Annotated in this window: 13 protein-coding genes; 5 read left to right on the top strand and 8 right to left on the bottom strand. The window is 59.7% G+C overall.

All coding sequences use genetic code 11. The features are described 5' to 3' along the window. Complete coding sequence (locus K3725_RS02485; RefSeq protein WP_260017291.1) at nt 1–783, top strand: arginine deiminase family protein; 783 nt, start codon at nt 1–3, stop codon at nt 781–783. 232 nt (nt 784–1,015) lie between these two features. On the opposite strand, the gene K3725_RS02480 is transcribed toward K3725_RS02485, so the two are convergent. Genes K3725_RS02480 through K3725_RS02455 form a run of 6 tightly spaced genes read right to left on the bottom strand, consistent with a single transcriptional unit; the run spans nt 1,016 to nt 7,284 of the window. Beyond that, entirely contained in the window at nt 1,016–2,566 is a 1,551-nt protein-coding gene (locus tag K3725_RS02480; RefSeq protein WP_260018554.1) for a cryptochrome/photolyase family protein, read from the bottom strand. A 14-nt stretch (nt 2,567–2,580) separates the two neighbouring features. After that, on the bottom strand, nt 2,581–3,129 hold the full coding sequence (locus K3725_RS02475; protein WP_260017290.1) for a DUF3833 domain-containing protein: 549 nt from the start codon (nt 3,127–3,129) through the stop codon (nt 2,581–2,583). Beyond that, the gene (locus tag K3725_RS02470) at nt 3,126–4,352 is read right to left on the bottom strand and encodes an MFS transporter (RefSeq protein ID WP_260018553.1); all 1,227 of its coding nucleotides are present in this window, start codon (nt 4,350–4,352) and stop codon (nt 3,126–3,128) included. Before K3725_RS02470 ends, K3725_RS02475 begins: the two co-directional genes overlap by 4 nt. A 2-nt stretch (nt 4,353–4,354) precedes the next feature. Beyond that, on the bottom strand, nt 4,355–4,846 hold the full coding sequence (locus K3725_RS02465; RefSeq protein ID WP_260017289.1) for a hypothetical protein: 492 nt from the start codon (nt 4,844–4,846) through the stop codon (nt 4,355–4,357). Next, on the bottom strand, nt 4,839–5,996 hold the full coding sequence (locus K3725_RS02460; RefSeq protein ID WP_260017288.1) for a cyclopropane-fatty-acyl-phospholipid synthase family protein: 1,158 nt from the start codon (nt 5,994–5,996) through the stop codon (nt 4,839–4,841). The genes K3725_RS02465 and K3725_RS02460 overlap by 8 nt, the downstream gene beginning before the upstream one ends. Next, nucleotides 5,935–7,284 carry an NAD(P)/FAD-dependent oxidoreductase gene (locus K3725_RS02455; protein WP_260017287.1) on the bottom strand — a complete coding sequence of 450 codons (1,350 nt, stop codon included), beginning with the start codon at nt 7,282–7,284 and terminating at the stop codon, nt 5,935–5,937. The genes K3725_RS02460 and K3725_RS02455 overlap by 62 nt, the downstream gene beginning before the upstream one ends. A 122-nt stretch (nt 7,285–7,406) precedes the next feature. On the opposite strand from K3725_RS02455, the gene K3725_RS02450 reads away from it, so the two are divergent. Beyond that, a complete protein-coding gene (locus tag K3725_RS02450) occupies nt 7,407–8,177 on the top strand; it encodes a DUF1365 domain-containing protein (protein ID WP_260017286.1) in 771 nt (256 codons plus the stop codon). Continuing rightward, nucleotides 8,174–8,899, top strand: coding sequence for an SDR family oxidoreductase (locus tag K3725_RS02445; RefSeq protein WP_260017285.1), 726 nt, complete (start codon nt 8,174–8,176; stop codon nt 8,897–8,899). Before K3725_RS02450 ends, K3725_RS02445 begins: the two co-directional genes overlap by 4 nt. Before the next feature lie 35 nt (nt 8,900–8,934). On the opposite strand, the gene K3725_RS02440 is transcribed toward K3725_RS02445, so the two are convergent. After that, on the bottom strand, nt 8,935–9,570 hold the full coding sequence (locus K3725_RS02440; RefSeq protein ID WP_260017284.1) for a ChrR family anti-sigma-E factor: 636 nt from the start codon (nt 9,568–9,570) through the stop codon (nt 8,935–8,937). After that, a complete protein-coding gene (locus K3725_RS02435) occupies nt 9,571–10,200 on the bottom strand; it encodes a sigma-70 family RNA polymerase sigma factor (RefSeq protein WP_260018552.1) in 630 nt (209 codons plus the stop codon). 268 nt (nt 10,201–10,468) lie between these two features. Here K3725_RS02435 and K3725_RS02430 point away from each other — a divergent pair, with 268 nt between their 5' ends. Then, a complete protein-coding gene (locus K3725_RS02430) occupies nt 10,469–11,248 on the top strand; it encodes an IclR family transcriptional regulator (protein WP_260017283.1) in 780 nt (259 codons plus the stop codon). A gap of 152 nt (nt 11,249–11,400) precedes the next feature. After that, the gene (locus K3725_RS02425; protein WP_260017282.1) at nt 11,401–13,863 is read left to right on the top strand and encodes an FAD-dependent oxidoreductase; all 2,463 of its coding nucleotides are present in this window, start codon (nt 11,401–11,403) and stop codon (nt 13,861–13,863) included. The last annotated feature ends 24 nt before the right edge of the window (nt 13,864–13,887 follow it).

Below are 13,887 nucleotides of genomic sequence, written 5' to 3'. Positions count from 1 at the left end.
ATGCAAAACCCAACCTTCGAGTTCACCCGAGCCATCACCCGCCGCCCCGCCTCCACCATCGCTCAAGGCCTGCGCGCCGAGGATATCGGCAATCCCAGCCTCGGCAGCATGCTGGCTGCCCACGCGGCCTATGTCGCTGCTCTGCGCAGCACCGGCGCCAAGGTGATTGAACTGGATCCGCTGGAGGCTTTCCCCGATGCCCAGTTCGTCGAGGACACTGCCCTTTGCTTGCCGCAAGGGGCGATCCTGATGCGCCCTGGCGCGCCGTCGCGGCTGGGTGAAGTTGCGGAAATGGCCCCCACCCTGCGCGCCTGCTACGAGAACGTCCGCGAAATCGCCGGCCCCGGCCATATCGAGGGCGGAGACATTCTGGTGACGGGAAAAGAGATCCTGGTCGGCCGCTCCGACCGAACGGACGCCGAAGGCGTGGCCGAACTGGCAGAAATTGCCACCGAATGGGGCCATTCGCTGCGCGAAGTTTTCACCCCCGAGGGCGTCCTTCACTTCAAAACCGACTGCTCACTTATGGATGCCGAAACGATCCTCTCAACAGAACGCCTCGACGCCTCCGGCTGTTTCGAAGGCTATCGCGTGCTGCATGTGGCGGAGGGCGAGGAAGCCGCTGCCAATGCCATCCGCTTCAACAATCTGGTGCTGATGGCCGCAGGCTTCCCGCGCACGGCAGAGATGCTGGACAAGGCCGGCTATGAGATCGTGGAGATCGACAACACAGACTGCGCCAAACTGGACGGTGGCATGTCCTGCCTGTCGCTGCGGTTCTGATCGCAGACCTTTCGGCCGCGGCCCTTGCCTGACGATCTCGATTACTGATGGCAAGGGCCCCTGTGCCATTCGGCAAGCTGCTCTATTCAGCTGAAAGCACTCGCAATTGCCATAGGCCGGTAGCCTTGTGATAAAGACTTGGGAGCGGCACTGCTCTTAAGCGCAGGTCTGGCAATTGCCGCGCGGTTGCTTTAACGCCGCCTGAACAAAAAACTGTCAAGAAGAACCAGGCTTAGAAACACCGTTCCAGCACCTGCCGGGCCGTTTCCAAATAGGCGTTTTGCCGTTCGGTGCTCATCCTGCCCCAAGTCCGGTAAGCCTGGCGCAGGCGGGGATTCTCGCGCAACTTATAAGCGTTACGCACCAGGAAATCCCAGTACAACGAATTGAAGGGGCAAGCGCCTTTGCCAGTCTTGCGTTTCACATCATAGCTGCAGCCTGCGCAATGATCCGACATCTTGTTTATGTAGTTACCGCTGGCGGCATAGGGTTTCGACCCCAGTAGACCGCCATCGGCAAACTGGCTCATGCCGATCACGTTCGGCGCCTCGACCCACTCATAAGCGTCAGCGTAGACTGCGAGGTACCATTCATGCACTGCGCGAGGGTCTACACCCGCTAGCATGGCAAAGTTTCCCGTCACCATCAGGCGCTGGATGTGATGCGCATAAGCCTCTTCCCGGGTCTGAGTAATGGCAGCCGAAAGGCAGGCCATTCCCGTCTCGCCAGTCCAGTAAAACTCTGGCAGCGGGCGGGTGGCTCCAAAGAAATTCTTTTCGGTGTATCCAGGCATATTGAGCCAGTAGATCCCGCGCACGTATTCGCGCCAGCCAATGATCTGGCGGATGAAACCCTCGGCCGCATTCAGCGGGGCCTCACCTTCGTAGTACGCCCGCTCCACCCGGCGGCAGACCTCCATCGCGTCCAGCAGGCCCGCATTGATGTAATGCGACAGAACGGAATGGTAGAGGAACCGCTCCCCGTGCAGCATCGCGTCCTGGTAATCGCCAAAACCGGGAAGAGCCTTTTCCGCAAAATCTTCCAAGGCCTGCAACGCGCCCTCCCGCGTGACCGCAAACCAGAACGGCCGCAAAGTGCCGAAATGGCCGCTGAATCTTGCTTCCACCAAGTCCAGGACTTCCTCGGTAATGGCATCAGGGCGGGTTTCCAGCGGGTGCGGCAGGGACACGCCTCCCTTGGCGGGCTTACGGTTGTCCTGGTCGAAGTTCCACTTGCCGCCTTCCGGCTGATCCCCATTCATAAGCAGCCCGGTTTCGCGGCGCATTTCCCTGTAGAAGTACTCCATGCGCAATTGCTTGCGCCCTTCCGCCCAACTTTGGAACCGTTCATGGGAGCACAGAAACCGGCTGTCCTGCCGCATATCCAGGACAGTACCGGTTGCTTCACCCCATTCAGAAAGCGCAGACTTCAGCCTGTATTCTCCAGGTTCGGTGACAACCACACCAGCAAATTTGAAAACGGCACGTGACCGATCAATCTCCCCGGTTAATTTGCCGGCGTTTTCGGGGTCATCCAGTTTAATGTAGCGGACTTTCCAGCCGTCCTCCTCAAGCTCTCGCGCGAAATGGCGCATCGCTGAAAACAGAAACGCTATCTTCTTCTTGTGATGCCTGACATAGCCAGCCTCTTCCGGCACTTCGGCCATCAGGATAACATCATGGTCACGGTCGGCCCCTTGAAGCGATGCGATATTCTTGCAGAGCTGATCACCCAAAATGAGGATCAGGTTGCATACCTCTGCCGGTGTTTCTCGGGAAGACATCACAGCCAGGCAGTTCAGTCCGCAGGCCGCATGGTCGCGACCAGCTCCGCCGCCTTGAGGCCAAACTTGCGCATTTCCGACTTGTTGATGATCACCCCATTGGCGGTGAGATAAAGCCAATCGGTCGCCTGCAGCGTGTGTCCGCCAGAGTTTTCGGGCAGTATGATGTTGTAGGTCAGTTGCACAGTTGAACCGGACACAACCCCCTGTGCAACACCGTCCAGGTCATCCGCAGTCGCTGTGAAGGTATTCCCGGCGCCCAGTTTGAGGTGCCATTTGCGGCTTTGGGTGGCACCATTCGAAAAGGTGAATTCTTCAGTGAGCGTGCCCGTATCACCCTCCCACTTTCCAACCATCCGGGCGGTAAAGCTGCTGGTCATCTTGCCTGCCGGGCCAAATATCACGCCCTCCGACAGAATCTCACCAGACAAGTGTTCAGTCAGAACGAATTGCGGGCCTGTATCCGCATAGTCCTGCGGCGACTGAAAGCGAAAGCTGAAGAAATAGGTCTTGGCGATCATCGCAAGAAGAACGATCACGAGGCAGATGGTGAGGAGTTTCATGGCGTTGCTCTTTCTGATGGCAGGGTAAGGGCAAAGGCGAAGGCTGTGGCTTTCAGGACGCAGGGCAGCACCGCGTAGGAGAGGCTGAGAGCGTAGAGTGCTTGCTGGCTGTTTTCCCTGCCTGGCTGATACCCTTGCTGCTCAAGCAACGGCAACGCCAGCGCGGCGGCCAGTGCCAAAGCCAGTTTGCCGGCAAAAGACCAGATCCCGAAAGCAGCCGAGGCATTGAGACCCGCACGGGTCAGCGCAATGCTGAACATAGCGGGCAGCAGCACCATATCGGCGCCAAGAGCGGCACCCGAAGCCGCACAGATCACCGCAAAACCGGTGAGGCTGCCCGGGCTGAGGACCGCCGCTCCGGCAAAGCCGGCTATGGCCAGGGGCATCGCCAGCAGCAGGGTCTGTTTTGGACCGATGCGCTGACTGAGCCGCGCCCAAACCGGCACGCTGAGGCCGGCGCTGACAAAGAACAGCACAAGCAACGGACCGGCACGGCCAGGAAGCTGCAGCCGGTCCTCGACAAAAAACAAAAATAGGGTGGAGGTGAGCGCAACCGGCAAGCTGTTGAGGACCGCCAGCGCCAGCAGCCGAAGCGCGCCCGCCTGTGCCAGTGCAGTCAGCGACAGCGGCTGGCCGGTGAGCGCCGGACGTTGCCACAGGCGCAAGGTGGCTGCTGCAGTGAACAGTGCGAGGCCGCCGAGGAGAAACCCAAAGGCGCCATAGCCCTGGCCTGCAGCGCCAAGCGCAACCAGAAGGGCCGGACCAATGGCGGCCAGGATCACGCCGCCAAGCATGCCCGCCTCGCGAACGGCGGCCAGTCTCAGCAGCGCGCCCGGGACGGGCCGGTCTGCCAGAGTGGCGCTGCGGCCATAGAGCAGGATCATACCCAAGCTGTAGGCCGAAAACAGCAGAAGCAGGACCAGAACCAGCTTGGGCGCTGCAAGAGGGCCTGCGGACAAGTTGAACAGCAGCGGAAACCCGACCGCCAGCCCGCCCGCAGCTGCCAGCGCAAAAATCGGCTGTGCCTGCGGCCAGCGGTCGATGGCCCAGCCGATCAGCGGATCCTGAACCAGGTCAAACAGGCGGATCGCCAGCAGGATGCCGCCTAGCGCAGCCAATCCGATACCCAGATTTACTGACGCAAACTGCGGCAAATGGATATAGAGCGGGATTCCCGCAGAGGCGAGCATCATCGCATAAAGGCTGACGCGCGGGTAAAGCATCATCAGCCCAAAAGCGCACGGGTAAACCGGGCTGACCGGGTGTTTTCGCCGACAAAGATCGACATGAAGCCGCGCTTGATACCCGGCTGAATAAGGGTGCAAGCAGTGCGGCCATTGCGCAGGAACCGGACCCTGTCCGGACCATGGCTGACGGCCAAATAGCGGTCGCCGGGGGCAACGTCCTGGAAGCAGGTCTCAAACCGGCCACGGCTCGGAGCACTGTGCCCAAGACGCTGCATCTCCGCCAGAGTGGCTTCGACCAGATCGTCCTGGCTCAGACGCCGCTGATAGGTGAGTTCGATCCCGAAGTCCTGCGCCCAGTCCAGTGGCCCCGCATCCTGTGTGAACAGCCGGGCCTGGTAAACCGGCAAGCCGAATAACCGGAAAGTGGCCGAACCGCGCTGTTCCGCCCCTGGCAGCAGTGACTGCACCGGAGAGCTAAGACCTGCAGCGGGCACAGTCAGCAGCCACAGGGTCAGGAGCATCTTACGCATGAGCCAGCTCCACCTGCACAACATCGGTGTGACCAATTGCAAAGGAGGCAGCGCAAATTTCCAGGTAGTACTGCCAGTTGCGGAAGAACGACTCTCCATAACCCAGCTCTGCAACCCGGCGCTTTTGAGCTGCCAGGCGCTGCGCCCATATCCGGCAGGTTTTGGCATAATCCTGGCCAAAAGCGAATTTGTCCGTGACCTGCAACCCAGCCGACTTTGCCTGCTGAGCAATCACTTCGCCGGACAGCAGCATGCCGCCGGGAAAGACATACTGGCGGATATAGTCGGAGGACGTGCGGTAGGTTGAGAAGTAATCGTCGCGCACTGTGATCGCCTGCAGCAGCACCCGGCCGCCTTCGGCCAAACTTTGTTTGAGCTTGGCAAAATAGTCCGGCCAATAACGCTCTCCAACCGCTTCGATCATTTCGATGGAGACGATGTTTTCGAACTTGCCATCAATGTCACGGTAATCGCACAGCTGAATATCAGCGCGTCCGTCCAGGCGGCTTTCGGCATAGCTGTGCTGGTTGCGCGAAATGGTGACGCCAGTGACATCGCGGCCCTCAGTACTGGCCTGCTCGGCAAAACCGCCCCAGCCGCAGCCTATTTCCAGCACCCGTTCGCCATCCCCCAGCCGCGACAGGATGCGGGCATTTTTGCGCGTCTGCGCCTGGGCCAGATCGTCGCCCTCTGCACCGAAAATGCCGGAAGAATACGTCATCCCATCATCAAGCCATAACTGGTAAAACTCATTTCCGACGTCATAGTGCGCACGGATGTTCTTACGGGCGCCGCGCTTGGAATTGGCCCGCAAGAGGGTGTCGACGATACGGTACTTGGCGCGGTTCACAGTGCTTGCCTGATCGTAGCTGCCCAGGTGGTCCCGGTTGCGCATCGCCAGCTGCATCAGCCCCTCAATGTTCGGTGTATCCCACAAGCCTTGCACATAGGCCTCGCCCAGACCGACCTGACCGTGTGCCGCCATCGCGGAAACTGCGGCCCAATCGTTTATCTGCATTTCGGCCTCAGGTCCGGTTTCGCCGAAGTCATAGCGCGCGCCGTCCGGAGTGCGCAGTGTCAGCTGTCCCTCACGCAGTTGCGCGCAGGTTTTCAGAAATTCCGACTGCAGCGCTTTGTCTGTCAATGCCATGGTCTGTTCCTTTGGCCTTCTGAAGGGTGAGGGGGTTCATCCTGCGGACAATCCGCATGGCGCTGGCGATACCGTCTTCGTGGAAACCGTGACGGTTGTAGGCGCCGGCAAACCAGGTGCCATTCTGGCCCTGTATCGCCTGAATCTGATGCTGGGCACGCAGGGCTGCCTTATCGAAAACAGGGTGTGAAAACTCCACTTGATCGTACACCTTGTCCGCAGGGATGGGGCGGGTGGGGTTCAGCGTCACAAACAGAGGATCGCAGTCAGGAATGTTTTGCAGCCGGTTCATCCAGTAGGTCACACCGACGCGGCCCTCCTGACTGCGGTAGGCCCAGCTGGACCAGCAGTCGCGCCGTTTCGGCATCTGCGCTTCATCGCAGTGCAAAACAGCCGTGTTCGGCTGATAACGGATTGCCCCCAGCGCCAACGTCTCTTGGGGCCGGGCATCCCCACCCAGAATGGCCAGCGCCTGATCGGAATGGCAGGCAAGGATGAGATCGTCGAAGCGGTGCGAAGTTTCACCCTGGACTTGAACCCAAACACCATCCGCCTGCCGGACAACACTTTGAACCGGGCTGGACGTGCGGATCGCGCAGCCGCGGGCTAGAAGCGCTGCCTCCAGGCGCCGGACATATTCGATACTGCCACCCTTGACTGTCCACCATTGGTGCTTGCCAGTGCCTGCGAGCAGTGCGTGATTGCGGAAGAAGCGGACCAGGGATTTGGCGGGAAAGGCGTCAACGTCGCCGACAGGAGTGGACCAGATCGCACCGCACATCGGCATCAGGTAGTGATATCGGAACCAGCTGCCCAAGCCCAGTTCCTCCACCAGCTCGCCGATGGTCTTTTCGTCATCGGTGGCGGCCGCCTCGGCCTGTTTGCCGAACCGCAGGATATCCGCGATCATCCCGTGGAATTGCGGACGCAACAGGTTTCGTTTCTGGGCGGTCAGCGAGCGCAGGCTGTTCAGCCCGTATTCCAGACGCCCGTCGTCGATGCTGGCGCAGAAGCTCATGTCGCTCTTGATGACCGGTACATCCAGTTCGCGGAACAATCGGGTTAGATACGGATAGGTGGCATAATTGAATACGATAAAGCCCGTATCGACAGGCTGATCCCCGTTCCGCCCGGCCAGGACTGAGCGTGCGTGGCCGCCCAGCCGTGGGGCGGCTTCAAACAGGGTCACGTCGTGGTAAGCAGACAGGTAGTAAGCTGCGGCAAGCCCCGAAATCCCACCGCCGGCAATGGCAATCCTGCGGCGGCGTCCCTGCGTCTGATCCAGCATCTGTCTGTTTTCCTTGCTGTTGTTCTGACCGGATACGCCACAGGCAAGAAACCGGATCACTCTGTTCGCGAAAAAACTGCAAGACGGGTGATCCGGGACGGCAAAGCAGGCGTATCCGTTTCATGATTGAGCACGTGGCAGCCCAGACTTTTCACGCCCGCAAGGGAAGTTTGAAAAACGCCTTCCGCTATGGCGTCGACTTTATTCTGACAGACCTGAGTCTAGGAGCGCCGCCGCTTTTATCGCGCAACCGTTTCAACCTGTTTTCGATCCATGACCGCCGCCACGGCGGACCGCGCGGCAACGGGCGCGGTATTGCGTGGTTCCGCGAGGAGTTGAAGCGGCGCGGTTTCCCTCTTGAGGGCGCTCAGCTGCTGCTGCTGACCCAGCCGAGTTTTTTGTGCTTCCATTTCAACCCGGTCAGTTTCTGGATCGCGGTGAGGGACGGCAGCCCGCGGGCCTTTGTTGCTGAGGTGAACAACACCTTCGGCCACCGGCACTGCTACTTCGCCGCCCACCCGGATTTCCGGCCGATCCGGCGCAGCGAAGTGATTGAGGCCGAGAAGCTGATGCATGTCTCGCCGTTTCAACAGGTGGCAGGCCGCTACAGCTTCAATTTCGGCATGACAGAGGAAGCCTTCAACATCCGGATTTCCTATACCAATGGCGAAGAAGGGGTTCTGGCGACGCTGAATGGCCTGCGCAAGCCCGTCACTACTGGCGGACTTCTAAGCGCCGCCTTGCGCCGGCCGCTTGGCGCGGCCCGCGTAGTCGTGCTGATCTACTGGCAGGCACTGCGGCTTTGGGTCAAACGCGCACCCTTCCTGAAGAAACCAAATCCGCCGGAACCCCTGATTTCCGACAGTGCAACATTCTCGGAGAAAGAGGCGTGACGCTGTTTGCAGCTAAGACCTACTGGCTGATCGGGGCGAGTCACGGGCTGGGCCGTGAGACTGCACGCCTGCTGGACCATGAAGGGGCCCGGCTGATCTTGTCGGCCCGTTCCAAAGATGCGCTGCAGGAACTGGCACAAGAACTGCGCCATGCGATTGCACTGCCTGTGGATGTGACAGATTTAAACGCGGTTGCAGAGGCCGCCCGCACCGCCGGGCCGCTGGATGGCGTGATCTACAATGCGGGCGCCTATGAACCGATGCGGACCCAGGACTGGGACAGCAGCACCGTGCTGAAGATGAGCGATGTGAATTTCACAGGCGCGCTGCGGGTTCTTGGGGAAGTGGTGCCCGGCTTTGTCAGACAAAAGCGCGGAGATATCACACTTGTCGGTTCTCTGGCCGGCTACCGGGGGCTGCCTGCATCAATCGGCTACGGCGCCAGCAAGGCGGCACTGATCAGCCTTGCGGAAACCATGCGCCATGACCTGAAGGGCAGTGGCGTCACAGTCCGTCTGGTCAATCCCGGCTTCATAAGAACCCGCCTGACGGACAAGAACAGCTTCCGGATGCCCCAGTTGCTTGAGCCGCATGAAGCTGCCCGCCATGTGGTTGCGGCGATGCGGTCGCGCCGCTTCCGCACCGATTTCCCGCGCCCCTTTTCCTATGCGATCAAGGCGCTTCATCTGCTTCCCGACTGGATTCTCTACCGCAGGAAATGAGGGGCGTGCCGGACCTGACCCCTATCAATCTCGTCTCAAATCCGGAAAAGCGGCTGCAGCAAGCGCGGCATGAAAGCTCTGAACCTCAGCGGAGCGTCGGTAGCAGCCAGGCAAATGCAAGGAACGCCCGCATCTGCAACCGGAGTATGTTCCAGGTTCTCGTCACCAATCTCGACATCACCGACACCAAATTGCCCGGTCTCATCACTGAAGCTCCCCTGAAGGACCAGTGTCAGCTCCAGACCATTGTGGCTGTGATCAGGCACCGCCTGACCGGCCGGGATGAACAGCAGGCGGGCAGACCCTTCATTGTCTTCAAAAAGAATGTCCTGCTTCACGCCCATTCCGAGTGTCTTCCAGCGCGGCGGCCGCCCCTTCAGGCTCTGTATGACAGGGCCCGGGAAGATCCCCTTAGCCTCGAAGACCGGTTCCGGAACAACAGGCGCATCAAGTGCGGCCAGTACCTTCGACTTCAGGCCTGTATCAACAGCCACGCCCTCCCCTGCCTCAAGCAGCGCTCCGCCAGCGACCCGATGCGCGCCGAGCGCCGCCTGGCAGCCGCGGCAATAGGACAAGTGGGAAGCAACCACCATGGAGAAGGCGTGCGGAAGGTTGCCGGAGACATAGGCCGCAATCATCGCGTCGGGGATGTGGTGAGTGATTGCAGGCATTCAACGCAATCCTTTTAGTTCCTTGCGCAACCGCCCGAGTCCCAGGCGAATGCGCGATTTTACGGTTCCAAGCGGCAGGCCGGTCTGACTGCTGATCTCCTGATGCGTCAGCTCACCCATATAGGCCTTTACGATCATCTCTTTCTGATCGGGATGCAGCTGCGCAATGGCATGCTTCAACTGCTCCGCTTCCTGCTCCAAAGCCAGTATTTGACTCGCATCTGGCTCGGTGCAGGTGTCTTCTCCCAGTTCATCCGGCACGGGCCGGCTTTCCTTGCGGACAATGTCGATATGGCGATTGCGGGCGATCTGATAAATCCAAGCCGAGGCCTGCGCCCTGTGCGGATCAAACAGCGCGGCTTTCCGCCAAATGGTAAGCATGACGTCCTGCACTATTTCTTCCGCCAGCGCGGGCCTCGCACCGCACCGGATGACAAATCCCTTCAGCCGCGGCGCCAGATAATCAAACATGTCTTCGAATGCCCCCCTGTCACGCTGATCGCGCACGGCAAGGAGCCAAAGGGTAAGTTGCGAAAACGACTGATCTTTGGGCACAGCGTCATTGTCCTCAGGGATTGCCCGAAGCACAATTGTTTCTCCCGGCGGCCTATCCAAATTCAGTGTCACCATAGTCTGGTTACGAACCGATGTTGAAGCCGGATCACCGCACAGGAATATTTTTTGGGGCTTTTGCTGTGAACCCAAGCCTTAATCAGCAGCAGATAACAGGTTGCAAAATGCCCTACTTCGAGGCGCCTTGCAGGATGCAATTGATAAGGTGCTTTAAGCGCACCTAGAGTGCGGAAATTTCGGTATCCGCCTCTGCCATGTGGTACTTTAGCGCCCAAAGCTTGGCTCCAGCCAAACATGCTGAACCGAATTGCACGATGGAGGTCCAATGAAAACCGTGGACAAGGCGATGTTTCTGCTGCGCCAGTTTTCGCTGGAGAACCTTGAAATCGGTTTGAACGACTTGGCCCGCGCCACAGATCAAGACAAAGCCGTGACGCGCAGGTTGCTTCTTTCACTGATCAAGCACGGTTTCATCGAACAGAACCCGGAAACCCGAAAATACCGCTTGGGCCACGCCTTCCTGTCTCTGGCGCGGCTGCGCGAGGCCACGGTACCGATGGTAAAGGCAACCCAAGTAGTGACACAGTGGCTGTCCGCACAAGCAAATGAAACCGTGCATGTCGGCATTCCAGGAGCAGTGGGCTTGGGGACCGCTTCGTTCACCCTGCCTGCACGCGGCAATGTGATAAATCTTCAGCCTGCGGAAACCTACCCTTACCACTCTTCCTCTTCCGGACTGGCGTTTCTGGCATTCTGTTCTGACGACACCCGGGAGCGGTTGCTGGATCTGAAACGGGAGAAACTGACACGCTTCACTGTGACCGATGAAGCTGAGCTGAGAGATGTGCTCCGTGAAACCCGGAACCGCGGCTATTCGTGCGCCCGCAACACCGTTGAGATCGGGGTCGCCAGCGTGGCGATGCCGTTTTTCACCGATGGCAAGGACCCGGCAGGCACCATAGCGATTGCGGTTCCTGACCTGAACCTGGATGCCGCCCGTCAAGCGGAACTGGCAGCTTTGCTGGGAGCCGCTATCCGGCAGCTGGAGACCGCTTTGACCGGAGCACCGTCGCCGCACAGCCCGGCCTCACGATCGGTGCAATAAACGCACCTTTGGTGCGAAATATTTCTGTGAATCGAATCTTTCTGCCACAAGATCTGCATCAGAACGGCTGAAATCTGCTCTCCTTGGCGCCTCTTGGCTCCCGGTCGGAAACCTGCGGATCGCCTGCACCAGCGGGCTGAAGGAACGAATTGATGGATCAAAATCTCCCGGGGAAAGCCCCTGTGGTTATCATCGGTGGCGGCATCATCGGTGTCTCGACGCTGTACCACTTGGCGAAGCGTGGAGTACCTGCTGTTCTGGTCGAAAGGCGCAAAATCGCCAGTGGCACCACTTGGCACGCGGCAGGGATCGTCGGCCAGCTGCGCGACAGCACCGCCCAAACCGAATTGGGCAAATATACTGCCCGCCTGTTCCGTGAGCTGGAGGAAGAAACTGGCCAAGCCACCGGCTACAAACCCAATGGCACCATCAATCTGGCAATTGGCGATGTGCGGCACGAGCAGCTGTTGCGCAGCCATGACCACGCTGTCCGCATGGGAATCGAAAGTTTTCTGCTGTCCCGCGGAGAATTGCAGGAGAAATGGCCCTGGATCGAAACCGAAGACGTTAAATCTGCCTTCTTCGTGCCGTCCAATGGCCAAGTAAACCCGCTGGACGTGACCGTCGCCATGGTCAAGGGCGCCAAAGCTCTGGGCGCACAGCCGTTCGAAGACACTAAGGTAACCCAGCTAATCATCCGCAACGGTAAAATTGCCGGAGTGGAAACAGATAAGGGCGCAATCTCGACCGGTAAGGTTCTGCTGGCAGGCGGCATGTGGAGCCATCAGTTTGCAAAGGCGCATGGTGTCACCGTTCCTCTGCACGCAACCGAGCATTTCTATATCGTGACGGAACCATTGGAAGGTCTGCCGAAGGATCAGCCGGTCCTGAACATTGCCGAAGAACGCACCTACTGGAAGGAAGACACCGGCAAGCTGCTGATCGGCTCCTTCGAGAAACACGGCAAGCCTTATGGCGCTGACGGCATTCCTGAAGACTTCGAGTTCGACGAACTGCCCTTTGACATGGAGCATGTGGAGCCGAACTTGGAGAAGATGTTCGAACGGATGCCTGCCTTGGGCGAAATGGGCATTCAGACCTTCTTTAACGGCCCTGAAAGCTTCACGCCCGACGGCCGCCCCTACCTCGGCCCCACCAGCGAGATTACGGGCCTGTTTATCGCTGCCGGGATGAACTCCAACGGCATTCTGAACTCCGGCGGAGTTGGCTTGACGATGGCCGAATGGATGTCTGACGGCGAGCCTTCGCGCGGGATGGGACCGATGCTGGCGCGCCGGGCGCATCCGTTCCAGCGCAACACCAGGTACAACCACGATCGCAGCGCGGAATCAGTGGGCTTTCACTACGGCGTCTCCTGGGCCGGCCGCCAGATCCACAGCGCCCGCGGTGTGCGGCGGGTGCCGCTGCATGACCGCCTCAAGGCGGCAGGCGCCGCCTTTGCCGAACGGATCGGCTGGGAAGTGCCGATGTATTACGATCCGGGCCAGCAGGGCTGGAATGAGGAGCCGAACCTGTGGTGGAAGGACTGGTCGCCGCATGTCGAGACCGAATGCTTGGCAGCACGGGACACGGCAGTGCTGATCGACCAATCGATGTATGCCAAGATTCAGGTTCAAGGCCCGGATGCTGTGCGCGCCCTGAACCGCGTCTGCGGCGCCGAGATAAACGTGGCAACCGGCTCCTCGGTCTACACCCAGTTCCTGAACTCTCGCGGAGGGATCGAAGCGGATGTCACCATCATCCGCACGGCTCCGGAGTGTTTCATGGTGATCACTGGCCACCCCAGCCAGATCCGGGATCAGGCCTGGATCCGCGACCACGCCGACCCGGAATGGCGGTTCGAGATCTTCGACGCCACCTCAGCCCATGGCCTGATATCCATTCACGGCCCAAAGTCGCGGGAGATCCTGTCAGCAATCTCGGGTGATGACCTCTCGAACGAAGCCTTCCCCTTTGGTGCGGCGCAGGAGATCGACATGGGATATTCCCGCGGATGGGCTATCCGGCGGTCGTTCCTGGGCGAGCTGGGCTATGAGCTGCTGATGCCTTCCGAATTTGCGGCCGGTGTCTACGAGGCGCTGTTGGAAGCAGGGGAACCGCTGGACCTGCGCCACATGGGAATGTTTGCGATGAACGCCTGCCGCCTGGAGAAAGGCTTCCGCCATTTCGGCCACGACATCGGCGAAGACGACACCCCCTTTGAAACCGGTCTCGGTTTTGCAGTGGCGCTTGGCAAGGAGGACGGCTTCCTAGGCAAAGCCAGGCTGGCCGCGCAGAAAAAAGGCGGCCCGGCGACTCAGAACAGGACCGTTTCCTGCATCGCCGAAGGTGTCGGTGCCAAGGAGGGGCCCTATCTCATCCACAACGAACCTGTGTGGAAAGATGGCGGAATAGTGGGTCATGTGACCTCGGGCGACTGGGGGTTCCGGCTGCAGGCGATGGTCGGGCTCGCCAGCCTCCACCGCCAAGACGGGGTCAGCAAGGACTGGATCGATGAGGGCGGCTTTGAGGTGCAGATTGCAGGCAAAATGTACCCGCTGAATGTTCAACTCTCGCCCTACTACGACCCCAAGGGCAAAATCATGCGGGGCTGAAGCCACCAGCGGGAGGAAGGGCGC

The organism is Leisingera sp. S132 (genome assembly GCF_025144465.1).
In the GTDB taxonomy this organism is placed as follows: domain Bacteria; phylum Pseudomonadota; class Alphaproteobacteria; order Rhodobacterales; family Rhodobacteraceae; genus Leisingera.
The sequence above is the reverse complement of the archived record's forward strand: the minus strand, read 5'-3'. Positions and strand labels throughout refer to the sequence as shown.